Genomic DNA, 20,291 nt, shown 5'->3' with positions numbered 1-20,291 from the left:
TTTTTATGAGTGCAGAAAATGAGACTTTAGTTGCAACAGAACTTGCGCAGCAGCTTGAAGAAAAGAAAGAAAATGCCGCTATTGTTGATTTTAAGATGGTAACTTTCTCGCTCGCAGATAAAGATTACTCAATCGACATTATGCATGTAAAGGAAATTGCTAAAGCCGGACGTTTTACATACGTTCCAAATACACTTCCTTTCGTACTTGGTGTTTACAATCTGCGTGGTGAAATCATTCCTATCCTTGATTTAAGAATCTTCTTCAATATTGAAGTTCCTCCTCGCGATGAAAATAAGCTTGAAAATATGCTTATTCTTTCAGTCGAAGATCAGAAGTTCGGTGTTGTAGTAGATAAGATTGATAAGGTAATTGGTGTTCAGAAGAGCACAATCCAGCCACCACACCCATTGTTTGGTGATATCAATATTAAATACATCGATGGTGTAGTTGAGAGTAATAACAGACTTTATGTCCTCCTCGACATTACACGTATCTTCTCTTCAAAGGAATCTGCAGAAGCCATTGCTCCTGGTGCAAATTATGAGAAACCTCAGAAAATAGTGAAGCAGCCACAGCAGGCTACAGCAGTTCCTAAAAATCAGGCCGCAGCTGTAGTACAGGGCGGAATGGTAAAATCTCCGGCAGATATCGCAAAGGGTATCTCGGGCGGGGCTGCAGAAGATGAAGCATCTTCTGTTGATATTAAGTTCATAAGCGAAAGCCTTCTTACCTATAAGAATTTCACTGTGTCGTCAGTGAATTCATCTTGGGTAAAGCACAGATATTTGGAATGGTCTAAGGAAACAAAAAAGACTCAGCTTCAGAATTCAGACGATGCTGATTCATTCCTCAAGACCTTCTGGTCACCATTTACTAATAACTGGTGGTCATCAGAATATGCTGATGCTATTGCCAAGGTTCTTCCTGAAAACTCTGCTAAGCAGATAGTTGTATGGAATCCGGGCTGTGGAAAAGGCACGGAAACATATTCTCTGGCATGTGTTCTTAAGAAACGTTACCCTGGAGCAAAAATCAGAATTTATGCTCAGGATATCGATCTTCTTAATGTTTCTAATGCGGGGCTTATGTCTGTTCCAGCAAATCTAGCTTCAGATTGGTACGCTCCTTATTTGACAAAAAAAGCAAATGGAGAGTATACTTTTAGTCAGGAGATTAAAGACAGTATTATGTTTGAGTATCACGACTGCAAGAACACTAACGCTCTGCCAGCAGTAGACGTTATTTTTGCACGCGATATTCTTTCTCTGCTGGATGAAAAGGCTCAGGAGTCTGTAGTTGCCGACTTTATCGAGAAAATGAAGGGCAATGCAATTGCAATTATCGGAGAAAACGAAGATATGCCAGATTCCTTTAGTTTTGGTGAGAATGCGGTTGGTGCGCTTGTGGCGTATACAAAGGATTAATAAAGCAAATAAAATAGGAGATTAAGATGCGAGTAGAGTATATTAACCCGTTCGTTGAAACTTCATTCCGTGTGCTTCAGGAAGTGCTCGGTGGCGCAGAGGTAAAACGCGGTGATTTGTATTTGAAATCAACTGCTATGCCTGTTATGGGTGTTGCTGCATTGGTTGGTCTTGCTGGAGATGTAGAAGGTCGTGTTCTTTTTGATATGACTATGGAAACTGCATTGAATATTGCGTCTGCAATGAACGGTGAGACTCTGCCGGAATTTGATGATTTGGCTAAAGCTACTATCAGTGAGCTTGCTAACCTGATTACTGCTCAGGCTGTTACAAAGCTTCATGAGCTTGGATTCAGATTTGACCTTACACCACCAGCTCTTTTCGTTGGCCAGAAGATGGAAATTGCTGCTCTTGGTGGAACTACAGATAGTGTTGAGGCTTTGATTGTTCCTCTTATTTCTGATTGTGGAAAAATTGAAGTAAACGTTTCTATCAGGGAACGTGCATAAAATATTCTAAAGGAGTAATAACATGAAAACGACACAGGATTATCCTACAATCAACGAGCGTCCGCCTGAGGGCAGAAAAGACGACGGAACTTCTTTCAGAGTATTAGTTGTCGATGACTCTATGTTCGTTGCTAAGCAGCTCGGACAGATTCTTTCTAGCGAAGGATATGAGATTGTTGCAACTGCCGCTGATGGAAAAGAAGGCGTTGATAAGTACAAGGAACTTTGTCCAAATGTAGATCTTGTAACAATGGATATTACAATGCCTAAGATGGATGGTATTACAGCTCTTGAGCAGATTATGGCTTTTGATAAGAATGCAAAGGTTGTAATGGTTTCTGCTCTTGGAAAAGAGGAACTTGTAAAGAAGTCTCTCATGACAGGTGCAAAGAGCTACATTATCAAACCTCTTGACCGCAAGAAGGTTCTTGAGCGTATTGCTAAGGTATTACAGTAGTTCTACCAGACATAAAAAAAAAAGCGACAGTTTTTACTGTCGCTTTTTTTATAAACTGCATTATTTACATCGCTTTATTTGTCCACTCTATTGCCATCTGTCTTAATTCAGCAGAAGATGCGCAGTGAAGTTTACCCTTGATATTTTCTTTGTGGGTATCAATTGTCTTAATACTCAGATTCAGTTTCTTGGCAATTTCAACAGTACCAAGACCTTTTCCAACAAGTGTAAAAATCTGAAGCTGGCGGTCTGAAAGTGCGCTGATAAGATCTGAAAGCTCTCCAGATTCCGGTTTTCCCTGAGAAAGCTCTTTAATGCGGTTCTTTTCGTTTTCGCTAAGATAGATTTCTCCGCTGGTAACAGTCTTAATAGCATTAATAACCTGTGATTCAGCTTCTTCCTTCATGATATAGCCCTTAGCTCCGGCTTTAATGGCACGTTCCGCATAAAAGCGTTCATCATGCATTGAAAGAACAAGAATCTTTGTCTGTGGGTGAATAATAATGATGTCTTTAATCAGTTCAAGACCATCTTCCTGGCCAAGGTTTAAATCCACTATGGCAAGATCAGGTGTTGTATTATCAAGGAGAGTGAGAGCTTCGTTTCGGTCTTTTGCCATACCAATAACTTTGTAATCCTTCTGTGTCTCAATAAGCTGAGAAAGCCCGCGGCTAAAAAGAGGATGATCGTCAATAATAATTACATTACAACTCATGGCTATATAATATCATATTTTTTAATTTAAATGTATAATATTTCTATATGAGAATTGGAGTTGTTTTAAATATTCTTGATGAGGAATATCAGATTTCTGTTTATAAAGGAATTGAACAGAAAGCACGGAGTCTTGGTGTAGAACTTGTATGTTTTCAGCAGGAAAATGCAAAAATTACAGAAGATGAGCCCGTCTCTAGGTTTCCTAAAAAAGAATATTTTGATCTTGATGGAATTATTCTAGTTACCTCTGTAATTACAGGAAATGCAGATTTTACTACAAAGGCTGATGTTGAGCGAATCTGGGGAAATCTTCCGGTTATTTCTGTCGGTCAGAGAATTGAAGGAATTCCTTCTGTTTTAATTGAAACGGAAGATTCTATGAAGCAGCTTGTTGAGCATCTGATTCTTAATCATAAATATAGAAAGTTTCTGTTTATTAGTGGTGCAGAAGACCATCCTGATGCAGAAGAACGTGAACAGATTTTTACAAAAACCATGGAAGCCTATAAACCCTGGTTTGCAGATTTGCAGTATAAACTCAAGCGCGGTTACTTTACCGAAGTTGCAGCCATTCGTGCAATGACAGAATATATGGAAGAAGAAAAGACTTCTCCTGATGTTGTTGTCTGTGCAAACGATAACATGGCTATTGGTGTTTATAAATACTTTAAGATTAATCCTAAGATAAAAGAATGCGCCGTAACCGGCTTTGATGATATTCCGCAGGCACGTTTTGAGATTCCGTCTCTTACAACTGTACATCAGCCTTTGAGTGAAATTGGAGCTAAGTCTCTGGAGCTTATAGTAGAGCTTAAAAAGGGAAAGTCTCTTCCTCAGGAAGTCTTTATTGAATCTCGTGTTGTATATAGAAAGTCCTGCGGTTGTAAAGGCAGTAAGGATGATTTTGCTTCTGATGAAGAACAGTTCCGTGCAATGCAGGCAAATTATGTTCAGTCAGAAACCCTGCTGCGTATGGTAAGCCATATTGGTCAGGATTTAAACTATGGTGAAAGCTTTGGCGCGCTTAAATACGTTGTAAGGCAGAATCTCAATCAGCTTGGACTTAATAATTTCTGTATCCTTCGTTTTTCATCGGGAAATCCAAAAGGGCCGCATTTGAAAAATATGCCGGTAGATCCTCTGTTTGTACGCAGAAGTGGAAACGAATGTTATGAGTTTGACCGCGAAATGCGTATGCCGCTTGGTCAGTTTTATCGAAGATTTTATGATATTGACCCGCAGACAAAACCTTCAATGATTTTGAAATTCCTTAATGCGGGAAACGAGCTTATTGGCTGTATTTTCTACGAAGCAGACGAAAATGTTCTTCCATATTTAAGTTCTATTGCAATCAATATTGCACATGGCTTAAACCGAATTACCATTGCAGATGAAAGACGTAAACGCTCTGAGTTCCTCGAGCGTGAGGTTAATGAAAGAACAAAAGAGCTTGTAGAAGCCAATAACCGCCGTATGGAAGTGGAAGCAGAAATCTTAAAGATCAGTGAACTGGAACGCCAGCGCTTTAGTAATGATCTTCATGATGATATCTGCCAGCGCCTTGCGGGAATCTCAATGCTGTGTCGCAGTTATTCAAATCAGGATACTCCTGTGGAAAAAAGTCAGATGCTGGAACTGGCACAGTTAATTGGTGAGACTCTTGCAACAACCCGTCAGTATGCGCATAACTCGTATCCGGTAGAACTGGAAAGCCTTGGTATGAATCACAGTTTGAGTAATCTGTGCAATACCTTTATGGCTCAGTCTGGAATTAATTGTGAATATGAATGGGGGATGCCTAAAGGCGTACATTTTGATAAGATTCAAAAACTTAATATCTTCCGTATTATTCAGGAAGCTTTGCATAATGTTCTTAAGCATTCAAAGGCAAAGAATGTATGGGTTAGCGTAAAGCCTGAAGCAAGAAAAACTGTCATAAAGATTGTAGATGATGGTGTTGGCTTTTTGAATGATTCTGAGGAAAACGGAAAGGGAAACAATAAGGGCTTGGGCTTAAACTCAATGCAATACAGAGCAAACCAGATTGGTGCTAGCTTTGTTATTAAGAGTAATAAGCCTAACGGAACCTGCGTACAGCTTTCACTGAGCAATAAATTGTTAGAGGACAAGAATAAAAAATGAAAAGTAAATTAAGACAGTTTGTGGAGCTGTATCTTGCTTTCCTTAAAATAGGTGCATTTACTTTTGGTGGTGGTCTTGCAATGATGCCTATTATGCAGCGCGAGCTTATAGAAAAGCGCGGCTGGCTTACAGATGAAGAACTTATTGATTATTTTGCAATTGGTCAGAGTACACCGGGAATTATTGCTGTAAACGTAGCAACCTTTGTAGGTTATAAAAGACTTGGTGTGCTTGGTGGAATTATCGGGACACTTGGAGTAGTAACTCCATCCTGGGTGATCATAATGATTCTGGCTGGGGCTATAAGTTCTGTAGATAAGTATCCGGTAGCACAGAAGGCTTTGAAAGGAATAAACGTTGCCGTTGCGGCTCTTCTTACAAGCGTAATTGTAAAGTTTTCAAAAAAGACTATTAAAAGCGTATGGAATGCAGTTCTTATGCTTACTGCTTTTGCGCTGATTTACTTTTTCAAGGTACAGTCTGTATGGATTATCATTGCCTCTCTTGTAATTGGATGTCTGATTACAATGTATAAACAGAAAAAGGCAGCTAAGGCTGTTGGAGCATCTGATACTGAAAAGGAGGCTGAATAATGTCTTTGTTACAGCTTGCGTTTACCTTCTTTTATATCGGTCTTTTTACAATTGGCGGCGGTCAGGTTGCAATCACATTGATGCAGCAGGCTATTGTTTCTGCAGGTCTGATTTCTCAGGAACAGTTTTACAATATGATTGCAATTTCAGAAAGTACACCGGGTCCTATCGGAATCAACATGGCTACTTACATCGGCTATGAGCTCTATGGAGTTCCTGGTGCCCTTATAGTTACCTGTGCCCAGGTACTTCCTTCTATCATAATCATTTTAATTATTGCCCGCTTCTTAAAAAGCTTTAACGATAATCCTTTTGTAAAAGGCTCTTTAGCATTTTTACGCCCGGTAACCACAGGACTCATTCTGGTTCCGGTTATTCAGGTAATCATGTTTACCCTGATTAATCCCCCGGAATCCCTTAGCGTGCTTACCACTCTGGAAGGCTGGAAAGGACTTTTCAACCCAATCCCGATTGCCGCCTACGGTGTGTTTGTGTTCCTGCTGTTTAAGGTAAAACTTCACCCAATCGGAGTGATAATACTGGGTGCTGTTTTCGGTATTGTTTTTTTGTAATACGCTGATATAATAAAGGTTATGAGTACACATATTAACGCTCCAGAAGGAGCAATCGCAGACAAGATTCTGCTTCCAGGTGACCCATTAAGGGCTAAATTTATTGCCGAGAATTTCCTTGAGAATCCGGTATGTTATAACGAAGTACGCGGAATGTTAGGTTTTACTGGAACTTACAAAGGCGTAAAGGTTTCTGTTCAGGGAACCGGTATGGGACAGCCGTCTCTTTCAATCTATGTACATGAGCTTTTTGACTGCTATGGAGTTCAGAAGGCAATTCGCGTTGGAACTTGTGGCGCGGTAAGTGAAGATGTTGAGCTTCGCGATGTAATTCTTGCAAACGGAGCATGTACAGACTCATCTTTGCAGAACCAGAGATTTGGTGGACTTCACTATGCTCCAGTTCCTGATTTTGGACTTCTGTATACAGCTTACAATAAGGCAAAAGAAATGAACCTTAAGACTGTTGTAGGACAGTGTGTTTCAAGCGACCGTTTCTATGATGATAATCAGAACTGGAAGCTCTGGAAAAAGTATGGAGCTAAAGGTATTGAAATGGAGTCAGCTGAACTGTATACTTTGGCAGCCGAATTCAACAGAAAGGCACTGACAATTCTTACTGTAAGTGACCATATTCTTAAGGGCACAGCTACAACAGCAGAAGAACGTCAGACAACATTTAAGGACATGATGAAACTTGCCCTTGAAACAATTATCACAGAATAACCGAGGTAATAAAAATGAAACCAACATTATTAGTTCTCGCAGCCGGTATGGGCAGCCGTTATGGTGGAGTAAAACAGATAGACGGAGTAGGCCTTCATGATGAATGTCTTCTCGACTTTGCAACTTATGATGCAATGAAGAGCGGCTTTGGAAAGGTAGTATTCATTATTCGTAAGGATATTGAACAGGCTTTCCGTGAGCGCCTTTTTGACCGCGTTGCACGCAATTTTGATGCTGAATATGTTTTTCAGCAGCACGAAAGTCTTCTTACACCACAGCAGCTAAAAGACAGCGAAGGCCGTGAAAAGCCTTGGGGAACAACACACGCTGTTCTTTGTGCGGAAAAAGCAATCAATGCACCATTTGCAGTAATCAATTCTGATGACTACTATGGACGCCAGGCTTTTGAAGTACTTGGTAAGTATCTTTCTTCAATTGATAATGATTGTACAGAACATGCAATGGTTGGTTATATTCTTGGTAATACAATGAGCCGTTCTGGTTCAGTAAGCCGCGGTGTATGTACAGTAGCTGATGAAAAGCTTGTAAGCATCGTTGAAAATCTTAAGATTTATTATGATGAAAAAGATCAGATTATCAGCGAAATGCCAGACGGAGAGAAAAAGCTCTTTACTGGAAAAGAATGGGTAAGTATGAACCTCTTTGGATTCAGCCCTAAGGCTTTTGAAGAATTCCATGTATACTGGGAAAACTTTATGGCTGCAAACTCTAAGGCACCAAAGGCAGAGGCTTTGCTTCCTGTTGCTGCAAGCGATATTATTGCTCACAACAAGGGAATCATTAAGTTCTTTAATTCTTCTGAAACCTGGTTTGGTATGACATATCCGGAAGACCGCCAGCTCGTAAAAGACGAAATTGCTAAGAAGATTAAAGACGGTTACTATCCAGAGAAATTGTGGGAGAAATAATGTCATTGCGAGCGAAGCGAAGCAATCTATAAAAAGATTGCCACGTCGCTATCGCTCCTCGCAATGACGGATGGTCTACTATGTTAAAACTTAATTCAATTAAATCAGATAAAATCTGGGGCTACGAACTCTGGATTGCTTCTACTCATCCAAATGGCTGCCAGCAGGAGTTTAAGAATTTCTGTGGCGGCGATTATCCTCTTCTTATAAAGGTAATTCAGGCAGATGAAACTCTTTCAATTCAGGTGCACCCGGATGATGACTGGGCTGTAAAACTTGAAGGTCCGGGAAATCGCGGAAAAACCGAGTGCTGGTATGTACTCGATGCCGCTCCTGATGCAAAGCTTGTTTATGGAATTAAAGAAGGTTATTCAAATGAGGTTCTTGCAAAGGCAATTACAGAAAACAATCTTGAGCAGTATCTTGAGTTTGTAAATGTAAAGCCTGGTGACTTTGTTTATATTCCGGCTGGTACAGTTCACGCAATTGGCGGCGGTCTCCGTCTTATGGAAACTCAGCAGTCCTGCGACCTTACTTACCGTCTTTATGACTGGGGGCGCGGCCGTGAAGTTCATATTGAAAAAGGTCTTGCTGTAATCAAGCGCGAGGAAATGCAGCCTGTAGCTCAGTTCCCCGGCGAGTTTGACTGTAAGTATTTTTCTCTTGAACGCATTGATGTAAAGGGCGGCTGGAGCATGTACTGTTCAGGTGATGCAGGCGAGCCTTCAGATGTTCAGCTTTTGTATGTTCTTAGCGAAGATAAGGCTGTTATCCGTACATCAGAAGATAAAATCGGGCAGAAGATTCTTGCAGAAGAGATTTATGCAGTAAAGCCTGGTGAAAAAATAACAGTGGAGGGCAGGGCAAGCATAATGCGCATTCGTGCAAAGAAGGTTGATTAAACCTGTGCTTAACTGTATTTTTTAGTCATGTATCTTTTTATGTTTTTGCTGCTTCCGTTGATTCTTGCTTCATGGTGTTTTTATAAACGAGACCCGCATATGATTCCGGTTATCTTTACCGGTCTTATTTCTGCGGTTCTTGTATGCGGCTTCAGAGCTTTCTTTCTGTATTCACACAGAATCATTCCGCTTTCATTTGAACTGAATATGTGGTATCTGCTGCTGCGTCAGACTCTGCTTCCTGTAATTGTTTTGTACGCCGTATTCTTCCTTGTTTCAAAGGATACAATAACTTATAAAGTAGAAGCGCTTTTTCCTCTTTTACTTTCTTTCTATCTGCTTTATCTGCCATATACAATTCTTTCAGGTTCAGAAAAAATCATTACAACATTTCCGTTGTTTATAAAACCGGTTGTCTTTACAGTTATGATTTTTTCACTCGGGCTTGGTGCTAAGCATATCGAAAAAACAATCAGAGCAAAGAAGTATGTATTTACTTCAATCTGGATATTGATTTGTATTGTAAGTATTGCGGCTCCTTCTATTCTGGAGACAATGTACTTAATGGATATGAATTATCTTTTGATTCTTGTTCTAAGTGGTGTTTACAGTGCAACGCTTCCAGTGCTGTTTATTTTGAGCAGACTAGGCGTGCTGACAGTTCGGGATAAAGAATAAATAAGGTTAAATAAAAAAGACTTCGTTGTAAAACGAAGTCTTTTTTTATGGTGGTTTCGACAAGCTCAACCACCATTATATTAGCCTAATCGAGAGCGTGGCCAGCTGAACCGAATACGTTGCGGTTCTTTTCTGCATACATCTTAACGAGTTCTGCACGAGCGTCTGTGAGGTACTGACGTGGGTCGAAATCCTCTGGATGCTCAACAAGGTGCTTACGGATAGCAGCTGTCATAGCAAGACGTCCGTCTGAGTCTACGTTGATTTTGCAAACTGCAGATTTAGCAGCCTTACGGAGCTGTTCTTCTGGAATACCTACAGAGTTAGGAATCTTTCCGCCGTATTTTTCGATTTCTGCAACGTAAATCTGTGGAACTGAAGAAGATCCGTGGAGTACGATTGGGAAACCTGGGAGCTGCTTTTCGATTGCTTCGAGAACATCGAATGCCAGTGGAGGTGGAACCAAAGTACCATCTTCGCGGCGTGTACACTGCTCTGGAGTGAACTTACAGCGTCCGTGTGAAGTACCGATAGAGATTGCGAGTGAGTCACAACCTGTCTTTGATGTGAAGTCAATTACTTCTTCTGGCTTAGTATATTTAGATTCTTCAGCAGCAACATCCTCTTCTACACCACCAAGAACTCCGAGCTCTGCTTCTACAGTTACGTCGAACTGGTGAGCGTACTCTACAACTTTCTTTGTAAGAGCAACGTTTTCATCATAAGGAAGTGAAGAACCGTCGATCATTACAGATGAGAATCCGTTGTCGATACAGTCTTTAGCTACTTCGAAGTTTGGACCGTGGTCAAGGTGAAGAGCGATAGGAATATCACATCCGAGTTCGTGAGCATATTCTACAGCACCACGAGCCATATTGCGGAGGATATTAGCGTTAGCGTAAGCGCGTGCTCCCTTTGAAACCTGGAGAACAACAGGAGATTTTGTCTCAACACAAGCCATGATGATAGCCTGCATCTGTTCCATGTTATTGAAGTTATATGCTGGAATAGCATATCCGCCTTTCATAGCCTTTGCAAACATATCGCGTGTGTTTACGAGGCCGAGATCTTTGTAACTAATAATGTTAGCCATAATTAACATCCTTTTTCAGACGAACAGCGCCTGAGATTTCTTTGATGTAAATAATAAAATAAATTGAAGGTTTATTCAATATATTGGGGGCGTTAGACGTTCGCTGGCGCTCACTAACGAGTTTGCAAGCAAACTCGCGGGGTATTTTACCGGGGTTTTAGGGGCAGAGCCCCTAGGAGAGAGGGTAGGCCGCAACGCGCTCGATTAATCTCGCGAGCCATTCTTTCGATGAGCCTAAAAAATGCAATGCATTTTTTTTAACGGCTCTTCGATGTTAGGCAAGTGCGGCCGAGGGGGAGACTTCCCCCGCTTAAAACCTGGAACCTGAAACCTAACACCTAAAACCTAGAATTTCGTTTGACAAATAATATCATAGGAAATATAATTGAAAGAGTTATAAATTTGACTGTTATTACCGATAATCTAAGGGTACTAATCTATTTTATCGGTGTGATAAAAGTTTCAAGGAGTTTTGCATGAAAAGGGAACTTAAAGTTCTTATTGGTCTTGCATGTCTGTTTGTAATAGGTTTGCCAGCTTTCGCTCAGCCTAATTCACGCAGCATTGAGACATTCGTATTGGATGATTTTGATTCTGCAGGTTCGCAGAATTATATGTACAATGGAAAGGCTTATAGCTGGGACTGGGACGTTGGATCAAGCCGCTTTATTGCTGATGGATATCCAAAGACTGGTTATTTTGAAGGAATTCCAAATTCTTTAAAACAGCTCCACAAAGGCGAAGATAAGGAATTTAAAGTTTACGGTGTAAAAACTGCTTTCAAACGCAAGGGTGATAACTGGTTCGAAGTTTATCCTACTGCAGACGGAAAGTCTTTTGAAATTCCTTTCGTAGGAATCGTTTCTCAGATGGACTTCTGGATCTGGGGTGCTGGTTATAACTACTACCTTGAAGTAATGGTAAGAGATGCTCTTGGAACTGTAAAAGTTCTTCCTGCTGGAAGTCTTGCTTTCCATGGTTGGAAAAATATTGTAATAAATATTCCTGGTTGGATTCAGCAGAGCTCACATCTTCGTTCTGGTCCTGAGAACCTTACATTTGTAGGTTTCAGAATTCGTTCAGATGCTGAAGAGTATGTTGATAACTTTGTTATTTACTTTGATCAGATTAAATATACAACAAACTCACTTTCTTTGATTTACGATGGTTATGAATTGAACGAAGTTGATTTTGGTGATAGTTCTGATTCAGATGATGTTTCGGAGGCTAAATAATGAAAAAGCTTGTAACAATTAGTATTATTGCTGTGCTCTCTATGGGCCTTGCTTTCGCTCAGAATTCAAGCCTTCAGGAGCCAAATCCGGAAAATGTTGGTGCTGATTCTGCTGAATCTGCATTGCGTGAAGTTTCTATTGATAAGTTTGAACGTGAAGGTTCTTGGAACGTTCACATGTCAGCTGATGATGGTGTAATTACAAGTCGTCTTTTCGAAGGTAATCCTGCTATGAAGGAGCCTCTTCCTGATGATGAAGGAAAAGAAGATGAAGATACACAGGTTCTTGGTGTAAGAGTTGACTTCTTCCGCCGTGGTAAGAACTCATTTACAATTAAGTCTGGTCGTCCTCTCGCTATTGAGGGTACTACAAAAACTATCTCTGTATGGGTTTGTGGACGTAACCAGGATCACGAATTGTACTGCCTTGTTCAGGACTACTTCGGACGCAACTTTGAGCTTTACATGGGAAGCCTTGGTTTCTCAGGATGGAAAAAGCTTATTTGTGTAGTTCCACCAAGTCCAGATGGAGAACATGGTATTGTTCAGAGTAGCGCATACTATGGTGATAAGCCAGGTCTTAAGATTCTTGGTTTCCGTGTAGACTGTAACCCAATGCAGGCTCGTGGTACATACTATATGTACTTTGATGACCTCCGTTGTGTAACAGACCTTTATGATATGGAAAACCACGACGAAGACGATATGGCTGATAACTGGTAGTCTTCTATAAATCATGCAAAAGAAAGACCGTTCCGAAGGGGATGGTCTTTTTTTTTGTCCCTTCGACTCTGCTCAGGGGCCGACGGTGGTTGAGCCTGCGGTCCCTGAGCCTGGTCGAAGGGTCGAAACCACCATGTAAAACTTTGACCGTGCATTCATTTCTACCTGCTCGATCAGGCCTGCGTGGGACAGAACCCACACGATGAGGTGGGCGTCGGCGGTGTGCTTGGGGATGTCGGGGTTTTTGTCCAAGGCTGCCTTCAGGTCTTTTGCACAGAACGGTTGGGGGAGAGGCGGCAGAAGTTTTAAGTAATCTTCTGGCTTTGAAAATCTTGTTGTATTAATTATTGAATCAAGTCTTTTCCCGGTTTTGATCCAGTTGCGGCGGAAACGTCGGCGCCCGTTTTTGGACTGCACAGGTTCTGTGGTGCGTGTTCGTTCTTCCGTCATTTCTATTTCCAGAACTTCCAGTGAAAAATGCGGGTTTGTTATAAGAGGGTAGATTCCTGTAAGCTCACGGAATATACCATATATACTTCCTTTTTTAGGGCTTTTTCTGTTTGATATTATTTTTCCATTCTCATCCTGAAGTTCAATTCTTGTGATTACTGGAACAGGGTGAACTAATTTTACATTATGACCTTTCTCTATTGTATCCAGAATTTTTGTAAGAAGCTTTGCAAGATTTTTTGTCTGAATTTCAATTACATTCCCGTTTTTAGAAACAATGTCATAGATATGACCGTCTTGTTCTACTTCAGTCTGACCTTCATAAATCTCCTGATATAGAATTTTTAGAGAATTGTGTAGTTTGCTTTCATTTAATGTAGAGAACCCCATATACAGCGTGTCAAAGAGTATAGTATTTAACCGTATAAGTAAAATCAAAAAAATCAAAAAATTTTTTTATTTATCGGTTAAAAAAAGCATTGACTTTAGGAATTTTTGGTATAAAATGGTAGTTAAGTGGGAAAAAGTGGTAAAAAGTGGATGTAAGTGGGTATGAATCTGTTGACTGGTGAATACAATAATACGATTGACGATAAAGGTCGTGTCTCGTTTCCTGTAAAATTGAGAACGGCTGTAAATCAAAACGTAGTTATGGTTACCAAGGGTTTAGATCGCTGCTTATGGCTTTTTACTACTGATGAATGGGAGGCTTTTCAGACTAAGCTTATGAGCAATGCTTCAATGATGAAAAGTCGTAGCTTGAATGTTGTACGTCATTTTATTGCACCTGCACAGCCTGTTGAGTTCGATAAGAACGGCAGACTTTCCATTCCGCAGAGTCTTCGTGAATATGCAAATCTTTCTAAGGACTGTGTAGTTCTTGGTATTGCAAAGTATATGGAGCTTTGGGATTCCCAGACTTATAAGGATTACCTGGCTGAGACCGAGGATTCGTTCCGCGATGCAGCTGAGGAATTCAACGATATTAATTTTTAAAACTTTTTAAAATTAGGTGGGATTAAAAAGTGGAAATCGTACACACTCCGGTTTTATTAAATGAGTGTCTGGAATATCTTTCGCCAGTTGGTGAATCATTCGAATCAGAAGCTTTGATGATTGATTCAACTCTGGGAGAGGGTGGCCATACTTATAATTTTTTGAAAAAATATCCGTCTCTTTCTGTTATTGGGCTTGATGCTGACAAGGTTATTCAGGCACGTGCTAAAGAGAGACTGGCTGAGTTTGGCGACCGCATGCATTTTTATAATGGCTGGTTCCAGGATTTCTATGCTGATTATCCATCTGAATATAAGCGTCCAAATATAATTCTTTTTGATCTCGGAATTTCGGTTTTTCATTATGAAAAATCTGAACGTGGTTTTTCTTTCCGTTATGATGAACCTCTTGATATGAGATTGAACTCTTCTGAAGGTGAATCTGCTGCAGATCTCGTTAACGAACTTGCAGAAGAAAAACTTGCAGATTTAATTTATCTCTATGGAGAAGAAAAACTCAGCCGCCGTATTGCACGTGCAATTGTTGAAGCTAGAGCTGGTGGTCGTATTGAATCTTCTAAAGCACTTGCTGAAGTAATCTGGAATGCAGTTCCTGGAAATTACCGCTATGGTCCTATTCATCCTGCTACAAGAACTTTCCAGGCTTTGCGCATTGCTGTAAATGGTGAACTCAAAAGACTTCCTAAGGCTTTGCATGACGCTTTTGGTTGTTTGCAGCCAGGCGGAAAAATGGGGGTTATTACTTTTCATTCTCTTGAAGATCGTATTGTTAAGAATTATTTCCGTAATCTCGGAAAGCAGTGTGTGTGTCCTCCTGAGGTTGCAGTTTGCCGTTGTGGTGGTTCTGCCTGTGCTGAGATTATTACACGTAAGCCAGTTGCACCAACAGCAGAAGAGGTGAAGGTTAATTCTCCTTCACGCAGTGCTAAGCTTCGTGTTATCAGAAAGATTAAGGATGATACTCCATATCATCTGGATGGAGTTATAGGTTTTTAATTTATGAAACGTGGTATTAAGGATTTTATAGTTAAGTTTTTCTTCTGTGTATTTGTACTTGCTATTCCAGCAGTTTTGTGTCTTTATGCGGCACAGGCAAGACGTTACATGGCTCTGACAAATGAAATTAGAGAACTCGAAAAGAAGCAGGAAAAGCTGATTGAAGAAAACAAAAAACTTGTAAGTGACATTGCTGTTCTTTCAAGCGCAGATAGAATTGAAAAGATTGCAGTTGAAGAACTTGGAATGCACAAGGCTGAGACTGAAGATATAGTTCGTGTTGAGATGACGGGAGAGAAAAAATAATGGAGACTTTGCTTACAAAAGAAGAGCTTCTTACAGCAGTTAAGGGCACTCAGATTGGCAGTGCTCCATGTTTATTTAACGACGTACAGACAGACAGCCGCAATGTATGTGCTGAAAAGCCTTGTATGTTCGTGCCTCTTATGGGTGAATTCCAGAACGGTCATAAATATATTCCAGATGTTCTTAAAAAGGGCGTAGCTGTTGTTCTTATGAACGAAGCTGAATATCAGTCTAATACTGGATATTACGACGGACTCGCAGCTGCTAATGCAGGTGTTTGCTTTGTTCGTGTTGAAAATACTCTTCATGCTTTGCAGAATGCTGCAGAAGCTTATGTAACAAAAAAATGTGCTGACATGATTCGTGTTAGCATTACTGGTTCAAGTGGAAAAACAACTACTAAGGAAATGATGGTAAGTGTTGCCCGTGCTCATTATGGAGATGCTGGTGTAGCTTATACATACGGCAATCTTAATTCTGAAACAGGACTTCCACTTTCTGTATTCAAGATTCGTGGTGATGAAAAAATCGGAATCTTTGAAATGGGTATGAACCGTGTAAATGAAATTGGAGAAATCTCAAAGGTTCTGAAATCTCGTTTTGGAATCATCACAAATATTGGAACTGCTCATATTGGTATTCTTGGAAGTCAGCAGAATATTGCAACTGAAAAGCGCAAGAGCCTTTCTTATATTCCTGCTGATGGTGCTGCAATTGTTGGAGCCGCTGATCCTTTTGCTGATTACTGTACAGAAGGTGTTTGCGGTAAGGTTGTAAAGTTTGGAACAGAGATTCCTGCATCTGAGAGTGGAGTTAAATTTATTGAAGATAAAGGTCTTTTTGGAACTTGCTTTGAACTTGATGGCCTTACAGTAAATCTTCCGCTTTCTGGAAAATATAATTATCTTAATGCACTTTCTGTAATTGCCTGCGCAAAAGAAATTGGAATTCCTTCTGCAGATATTAAGCGTGGTCTTGAAACTGTTTCTGCAATTTCTGGACGTATGGAAGTTTGCCAGAGCCTTCTCCGTAACGGACAGAAAGTTGTTCTTATTAAAGACTGCTATAACGCAAACCTTGATTCTATGATGAAGGTTATTGATTTCTGCGGTGAACTTAAGGATGTTGGAAATAAGATTTTTGTTCTTGGCGATATGAAGGAGCTTGGAGCAGAATCTGAAAAGTCTCACGAAGCTGTTGGTCGCAGAGTGAGCGAAACAGAACCTTCTCAGGTATATTTTGTTGGACCAGAGATGCAGACTGCATATGATGTTGTAAAGCAGGAAAATGCCGAAGTTTTGGCAACCTGGTACAGCGAATCTAATGATCAGAACTTTGCAGAAATTGCAGACGCTATAAATGAAAGGGCAGCAGATAACGATGTAATTCTTCTTAAAGGTTCTCACAGCATGCAGCTTGAAAAACTTGTTCCGCTTCTTTGTGGAGCTGAAGGGGAGGCCCGCTAAGAATGAACCAGTTTACTTTCTATGCGAACAAACCTTCGCAGAATTATAATAAAGTTGACATCTGGCTGCTTGCTTCTATTCTTCTTTTATGGGGTCTTGGAATCTTTACACTTTATGTTTGCTCACAGAACTTTGCAATCAGAGCATTTGGTGATGCTTTGTATTTTGTAAAACGCCAGCTCCTTTGTTCAGCTGTAGGTTTTGTATTATTTGCAGGTTTTCTGATTACAGATATGAAGTATATCAGAAAGATGGTTTCGGTAATTGTAATTGTTTCTCTTGTATTGTGCTTCCTTACATTTATTCCTGGAATCTCAATCATAAAGAATGGTGCCCGTCGATGGATTAAACTTCCAGGTAATTTTACATTCCAGCCATCTGAACTTGTTAAGTTTGCAATTGTAGTTTTCCTTGCTAATTATTTTGATAAGCAGGATAAGCTTTTGAATCCGGATGATAAAACAGTATTCCCTTGCGTAATTGCATTGATTGTTTTTGCCGGAGTTGTATTTATGCAGAAGGATTTTTCTTCTGGTGTATTTATCACTTTGATTGGAATCCTTTTGTTCTTTGTATCTGGCGCAAAGCTTGTTTGGATTTTCCCGTTTGCACTGATTGCAATTCCAGCAGCATTTTTGATGATTACACTTAATCCTTACAGACTTCAGCGTCTTATTGGATGGATCAGCCCTGATCAGTACAGCTCAAGCATTAACTATCAGAGTATTAATGCAAAGCGTGCTATCAGTGCCGGTGGTGTATGGGGAAGTGGTATTGGTGCCGGTCTTTCAAAAATCAACAGTATTCCTGAAGTTCAGGCAGACTATATTTTTGCCGGCTGGGCAGAAGCTATGGGCTATATTGGTGTTGTTTTGTATTTTGTTCTTCTTGTTTTCTTTGCTTACAGAGGATACAAGGCTGCACTTTCAAATCCAGATAAGTTTTCTGCACTCTCTGCTTTTGGCTGTGTATCTGTAATTGTTTTGCAGTCAATCGTAAATACAATGGTTGTTTGCGGAGTGCTTCCTTCAACAGGAATTAACCTGCCGTTCTTCTCACTTGGTGGTTCTTCAATAATTGTAACGCTCGCTATGTGTGGATTTATCTTAAATGCTTCACGATGCGAAAAAATAGATGAAAAAGTAACAGAAAATGACGAAATTAATATAGAGTCACTTTCTTACTTATAAAAAGGTGGATAAAAAAATGAGTGATGTGAGTTTGTTAGTCGCTGAAGAGTATCTTGAGAATGATTATTTTCTTTCTGAAGATTTTGATGGTTCCTCAGACAGCAAAGCAGAGAAGAAAATCAAATTTATTAAAGTGATTTTCTGCGTACTCTGCTTTGCATTGCTTTGTGAACTGGTAATTTACAAGTACATTATGCCAAGTTTCTCAAGCCCTAAGGTTACTGTTACAGGACAGAAAGACTATTCTGCAGAAGAAATTGCAAGACTTCTTTTGCCAATGAATAGTACAAGCTGGTTCGATTTTGATGTTGAACAGGCAGTGGCTCTTCTTTCTTCTGAAGCTGGAATTGACCATGTTTCAGTTGAAAAGAAATTTCCGGATAAGATTTACGTTAATGTTGCTGAGCGTGAACCAGTTGCCGTTACTTTTGTAATGGAAAACGGACGTACTTCACCAGTTCAGATTGACAAGAACGGCGTTCTCTTCCCTGGAAAAAAGAATAAGTCAATTGATGCAGATACAATTCTTCCAATTGTATCTGGACTTCCAGTAGAATATATGTCAAAAGGAATGAGAATTCCTGCAAAATACAGACCTCTTATTGATCAGATTTCTAAAATCAGCGAAATGCCACAGCATTATTTTGCAAGTGTTTCTGAAATCTGTGTACTTCCTAAGGATTCAGGAAACTATGAACTTGCTTTAATTCCTTCTCAGTCAAAAGTTAAAGTTCTTACAGACCGTGCCTTGAATGAAGACGCATTAAAGTATATGCTAGTAGTACTTGATGTTGTGAATCAGATTGGAACTGATGTTGCGGCTGTAGATTTGCGTTACGGATCTGTTTCCTACATCACACGATAATTCAGAGGTTATTTAGAAAATGGCAGATGGAAAAGTAGTCGGACTTGATATTGGCACAAGTATGATTCGCGTGGCTATCGGAGAGATAGATCCTGATACAGGAAATATCCGCATAGCTGGCACTGCATCAAGAAAATCAGCCGGACTCAGAAACGGTGTTATCGTTAATATTGAAGATGCAAAAAATGCCATTAAAGAGACTATTGATGCTGCTGAACAGAATGCCGGTACAACTGTAGAATCTGTTATTACTGCAATCGGCGGTTCTCAGATAGAAAGTCAGAACTCACGTGGAACAGTTCCTGTTTCAAGTGCAAATAAATCAACAAAAGAAATTTCCCGTGCAGATGTTGAGCGCGTAATTGAATGCGCTACAGCAATTAAAGTGCCGGACGATAGAGAAAAACTTCACGTTATTCCACAGAATTATATTGTAGACGGAGTAGGCGGTATTCAGGACCCTATCCACCGAATGGGTACACGCCTTGAAGCTGAAGTTCATATCGTAACTGCTGCTAAAACAATCATTCAGAATATCCGCTCTTGTGTTTCCCGTTCAGATTATATTCTTGACGGCGTAATGCTTAAGACACTTGCTCAGACTCAGTCGGTATGTCATCAGGATGAAATGGATCTTGGTTCTATTTTGATTGATATGGGTGCGGGAACAACTGATGTACTGCTGCTTTTGAAGGGTGCTCCAATTGGTACCTTCTCAATTCCAGTAGGTGGTAATCTTGTAACAAATGATATTTCGGTTGTAGGCGGTATTTCTACTGCTGCTGCTGAAAAAATCAAAATAGAAAGCGGATGCTGCTGGGTAGAGGGAATTACTCCGGAATCTGATCTGGATGTTATTCTTCCTGGTGTTGGCGGTCGTGCTCCTGAAGTAATGAAGAGAAGTCAGCTTGCTCAGATTATTCAGGCCCGCGTTGAGCAGATTTTTACGCTGGTAAAGGCTGCGCTTAAAAAGAATGTCGGGGATTCAATCAGGGAACTTTCCGGAAATATTATTCTTACCGGCGGCGGTGCAATGATGGATGGTGTTATTGATCTTGCACAGAGTGTATTCCGCACAACTTCGGTTCGTCTTGGAGTTCCTGAGAGTCTTGGCGGAATTGAAGAAGATTATAAGAGACCAGATTTTGCTACAGTAATTGGTCTGGTACTTGCAAATAAATCACTTGCGAGCGGTAAGGACAGAAGCCGCCGCACACACACACGTTCTGTTAAAAAAGAAAAGCAGAAGGGTGAGAGTGTATTAAAAAAGATATTTAAATCATTATTCTAAACACGCTTG

General features: G+C 40.2%; 22 protein-coding genes. 19 read left to right on the top strand and 3 right to left on the bottom strand.

From position 1 onward, the window contains the following. Window positions 1–5: 5 nt before the first annotated feature. The 3 genes from BM161_RS10825 to BM161_RS10815 are packed head-to-tail and all read left to right on the top strand — an operon-like array spanning window position 6 to window position 2,393. Window positions 6–1,427 carry a CheR family methyltransferase gene (locus tag BM161_RS10825; RefSeq protein ID WP_074932616.1) on the top strand — a complete coding sequence of 474 codons (1,422 nt, stop codon included), beginning with the start codon at window positions 6–8 and terminating at the stop codon, window positions 1,425–1,427. A 26-nt stretch (window positions 1,428–1,453) separates the two neighbouring features. Then, complete coding sequence (locus BM161_RS10820; protein WP_022930957.1) at window positions 1,454–1,936, top strand: chemotaxis protein CheX; 483 nt, start codon at window positions 1,454–1,456, stop codon at window positions 1,934–1,936. A gap of 22 nt (window positions 1,937–1,958) precedes the next feature. Then, window positions 1,959–2,393: a response regulator gene (locus BM161_RS10815; RefSeq protein ID WP_074932613.1), complete on the top strand. Its 435-nt coding sequence runs from the start codon at window positions 1,959–1,961 to the stop codon at window positions 2,391–2,393. A 64-nt stretch (window positions 2,394–2,457) separates the two neighbouring features. Here the strand turns inward: BM161_RS10815 and BM161_RS10810 are convergent, their stop codons facing one another. Next, window positions 2,458–3,108 (bottom strand): response regulator transcription factor, encoded by a 651-nt coding sequence (locus tag BM161_RS10810; protein WP_074932611.1) that lies wholly within the window; start codon window positions 3,106–3,108, stop codon window positions 2,458–2,460. Between the two features lie 47 nt (window positions 3,109–3,155). On the opposite strand from BM161_RS10810, the gene BM161_RS10805 reads away from it, so the two are divergent. From BM161_RS10805 to BM161_RS10775, 7 genes are all read left to right on the top strand, one after another. Then, a complete protein-coding gene (locus tag BM161_RS10805) occupies window positions 3,156–5,252 on the top strand; it encodes a substrate-binding domain-containing protein (protein WP_074932609.1) in 2,097 nt (698 codons plus the stop codon). Then, entirely contained in the window at window positions 5,249–5,845 is a 597-nt protein-coding gene (locus BM161_RS10800; protein ID WP_074932606.1) for a chromate transporter, read from the top strand. The genes BM161_RS10805 and BM161_RS10800 overlap by 4 nt, the downstream gene beginning before the upstream one ends. Then, window positions 5,845–6,417 (top strand): chromate transporter, encoded by a 573-nt coding sequence (locus tag BM161_RS10795; RefSeq protein ID WP_074932604.1) that lies wholly within the window; start codon window positions 5,845–5,847, stop codon window positions 6,415–6,417. The genes BM161_RS10800 and BM161_RS10795 overlap by 1 nt, the downstream gene beginning before the upstream one ends. A 21-nt stretch (window positions 6,418–6,438) precedes the next feature. Continuing rightward, window positions 6,439–7,143, top strand: coding sequence for a purine-nucleoside phosphorylase (gene deoD, locus BM161_RS10790; protein WP_074932601.1), 705 nt, complete (start codon window positions 6,439–6,441; stop codon window positions 7,141–7,143). A 14-nt stretch (window positions 7,144–7,157) separates the two neighbouring features. Next, window positions 7,158–8,072 (top strand): hypothetical protein, encoded by a 915-nt coding sequence (locus tag BM161_RS10785; protein ID WP_074932599.1) that lies wholly within the window; start codon window positions 7,158–7,160, stop codon window positions 8,070–8,072. A gap of 80 nt (window positions 8,073–8,152) precedes the next feature. Next, entirely contained in the window at window positions 8,153–8,974 is an 822-nt protein-coding gene (locus BM161_RS10780) for a type I phosphomannose isomerase catalytic subunit (protein WP_074932597.1), read from the top strand. Window positions 8,975–9,001: 27 nt separating this feature from the next. Then, window positions 9,002–9,652, top strand: coding sequence for a hypothetical protein (locus tag BM161_RS10775; protein WP_143090548.1), 651 nt, complete (start codon window positions 9,002–9,004; stop codon window positions 9,650–9,652). Between the two features lie 85 nt (window positions 9,653–9,737). Here BM161_RS10775 and BM161_RS10770 read toward each other — a convergent pair whose 3' ends face one another. Beyond that, window positions 9,738–10,736, bottom strand: coding sequence for a class II fructose-bisphosphate aldolase (locus tag BM161_RS10770; protein ID WP_074932849.1), 999 nt, complete (start codon window positions 10,734–10,736; stop codon window positions 9,738–9,740). Between the two features lie 485 nt (window positions 10,737–11,221). On the opposite strand from BM161_RS10770, the gene BM161_RS10765 reads away from it, so the two are divergent. Continuing rightward, window positions 11,222–11,980 carry a flagellar filament outer layer protein FlaA gene (locus BM161_RS10765; protein WP_074932593.1) on the top strand — a complete coding sequence of 253 codons (759 nt, stop codon included), beginning with the start codon at window positions 11,222–11,224 and terminating at the stop codon, window positions 11,978–11,980. Next, window positions 11,980–12,702, top strand: coding sequence for a flagellar filament outer layer protein FlaA (locus tag BM161_RS10760; protein WP_074932591.1), 723 nt, complete (start codon window positions 11,980–11,982; stop codon window positions 12,700–12,702). Before BM161_RS10765 ends, BM161_RS10760 begins: the two co-directional genes overlap by 1 nt. Window positions 12,703–12,774: 72 nt before the next feature. On the opposite strand, the gene BM161_RS10755 is transcribed toward BM161_RS10760, so the two are convergent. Further along, window positions 12,775–13,542, bottom strand: a complete 768-nt coding sequence (locus BM161_RS10755) for a DUF8091 domain-containing protein (protein WP_074932589.1) — start codon at window positions 13,540–13,542, stop codon at window positions 12,775–12,777. A gap of 162 nt (window positions 13,543–13,704) precedes the next feature. Here BM161_RS10755 and mraZ point away from each other — a divergent pair, with 162 nt between their 5' ends. Genes mraZ through ftsA form a run of 7 tightly spaced genes read left to right on the top strand, consistent with a single transcriptional unit; the run spans window position 13,705 to window position 20,282 of the window. Next, the gene (mraZ, locus tag BM161_RS10750; RefSeq protein WP_083425777.1) at window positions 13,705–14,148 is read left to right on the top strand and encodes a division/cell wall cluster transcriptional repressor MraZ; all 444 of its coding nucleotides are present in this window, start codon (window positions 13,705–13,707) and stop codon (window positions 14,146–14,148) included. A 29-nt stretch (window positions 14,149–14,177) separates the two neighbouring features. Continuing rightward, a complete protein-coding gene (gene rsmH / locus BM161_RS10745; protein WP_074932588.1) occupies window positions 14,178–15,164 on the top strand; it encodes a 16S rRNA (cytosine(1402)-N(4))-methyltransferase RsmH in 987 nt (328 codons plus the stop codon). 3 nt (window positions 15,165–15,167) lie between these two features. After that, window positions 15,168–15,470 (top strand): septum formation initiator family protein, encoded by a 303-nt coding sequence (locus tag BM161_RS10740; protein WP_074932586.1) that lies wholly within the window; start codon window positions 15,168–15,170, stop codon window positions 15,468–15,470. Then, the gene (locus tag BM161_RS10735) at window positions 15,470–16,936 is read left to right on the top strand and encodes a UDP-N-acetylmuramoyl-tripeptide--D-alanyl-D-alanine ligase (protein WP_074932584.1); all 1,467 of its coding nucleotides are present in this window, start codon (window positions 15,470–15,472) and stop codon (window positions 16,934–16,936) included. The genes BM161_RS10740 and BM161_RS10735 overlap by 1 nt, the downstream gene beginning before the upstream one ends. Before the next feature lie 2 nt (window positions 16,937–16,938). Further along, window positions 16,939–18,126, top strand: coding sequence for an FtsW/RodA/SpoVE family cell cycle protein (locus BM161_RS10730; RefSeq protein ID WP_074932582.1), 1,188 nt, complete (start codon window positions 16,939–16,941; stop codon window positions 18,124–18,126). Window positions 18,127–18,142: 16 nt separating this feature from the next. Next, the gene (locus BM161_RS10725; protein WP_074932580.1) at window positions 18,143–18,991 is read left to right on the top strand and encodes a cell division protein FtsQ/DivIB; all 849 of its coding nucleotides are present in this window, start codon (window positions 18,143–18,145) and stop codon (window positions 18,989–18,991) included. 19 nt (window positions 18,992–19,010) lie between these two features. Beyond that, window positions 19,011–20,282, top strand: coding sequence for a cell division protein FtsA (gene ftsA / locus BM161_RS10720; RefSeq protein WP_074932578.1), 1,272 nt, complete (start codon window positions 19,011–19,013; stop codon window positions 20,280–20,282). The last annotated feature ends 9 nt before the right edge of the window (window positions 20,283–20,291 follow it).

It is taken from the genome of Treponema bryantii (assembly GCF_900113965.1).
GTDB classification, from domain to species: domain Bacteria; phylum Spirochaetota; class Spirochaetia; order Treponematales; family Treponemataceae; genus Treponema_D; species Treponema_D bryantii_A.
This window is presented reverse-complemented; position numbering and strand designations above follow the sequence as displayed.

Coding starts and splice junctions, on each gene's coding strand:
- BM161_RS10825 (WP_074932616.1), top strand. CDS start 6: ATGAGTGCAGAAAATGAGACTTTAGTTGCAACAGAACTTGCGCAGCAG.
- BM161_RS10820 (WP_022930957.1), top strand. CDS start 1,454: ATGCGAGTAGAGTATATTAACCCGTTCGTTGAAACTTCATTCCGTGTG.
- BM161_RS10815 (WP_074932613.1), top strand. CDS start 1,959: ATGAAAACGACACAGGATTATCCTACAATCAACGAGCGTCCGCCTGAG.
- BM161_RS10810 (WP_074932611.1), bottom strand. CDS start 3,108: ATGAGTTGTAATGTAATTATTATTGACGATCATCCTCTTTTTAGCCGC.
- BM161_RS10805 (WP_074932609.1), top strand. CDS start 3,156: ATGAGAATTGGAGTTGTTTTAAATATTCTTGATGAGGAATATCAGATT.
- BM161_RS10800 (WP_074932606.1), top strand. CDS start 5,249: ATGAAAAGTAAATTAAGACAGTTTGTGGAGCTGTATCTTGCTTTCCTT.
- BM161_RS10795 (WP_074932604.1), top strand. CDS start 5,845: ATGTCTTTGTTACAGCTTGCGTTTACCTTCTTTTATATCGGTCTTTTT.
- deoD (WP_074932601.1), top strand. CDS start 6,439: ATGAGTACACATATTAACGCTCCAGAAGGAGCAATCGCAGACAAGATT.
- BM161_RS10785 (WP_074932599.1), top strand. CDS start 7,158: ATGAAACCAACATTATTAGTTCTCGCAGCCGGTATGGGCAGCCGTTAT.
- BM161_RS10780 (WP_074932597.1), top strand. CDS start 8,153: ATGTTAAAACTTAATTCAATTAAATCAGATAAAATCTGGGGCTACGAA.
- BM161_RS10775 (WP_143090548.1), top strand. CDS start 9,002: ATGTATCTTTTTATGTTTTTGCTGCTTCCGTTGATTCTTGCTTCATGG.
- BM161_RS10765 (WP_074932593.1), top strand. CDS start 11,222: ATGAAAAGGGAACTTAAAGTTCTTATTGGTCTTGCATGTCTGTTTGTA.
- BM161_RS10760 (WP_074932591.1), top strand. CDS start 11,980: ATGAAAAAGCTTGTAACAATTAGTATTATTGCTGTGCTCTCTATGGGC.
- BM161_RS10755 (WP_074932589.1), bottom strand. CDS start 13,542: ATGGGGTTCTCTACATTAAATGAAAGCAAACTACACAATTCTCTAAAA.
- mraZ (WP_083425777.1), top strand. CDS start 13,705: ATGAATCTGTTGACTGGTGAATACAATAATACGATTGACGATAAAGGT.
- BM161_RS10740 (WP_074932586.1), top strand. CDS start 15,168: ATGAAACGTGGTATTAAGGATTTTATAGTTAAGTTTTTCTTCTGTGTA.
- BM161_RS10735 (WP_074932584.1), top strand. CDS start 15,470: ATGGAGACTTTGCTTACAAAAGAAGAGCTTCTTACAGCAGTTAAGGGC.
- BM161_RS10730 (WP_074932582.1), top strand. CDS start 16,939: ATGAACCAGTTTACTTTCTATGCGAACAAACCTTCGCAGAATTATAAT.
- BM161_RS10725 (WP_074932580.1), top strand. CDS start 18,143: ATGAGTGATGTGAGTTTGTTAGTCGCTGAAGAGTATCTTGAGAATGAT.
- ftsA (WP_074932578.1), top strand. CDS start 19,011: ATGGCAGATGGAAAAGTAGTCGGACTTGATATTGGCACAAGTATGATT.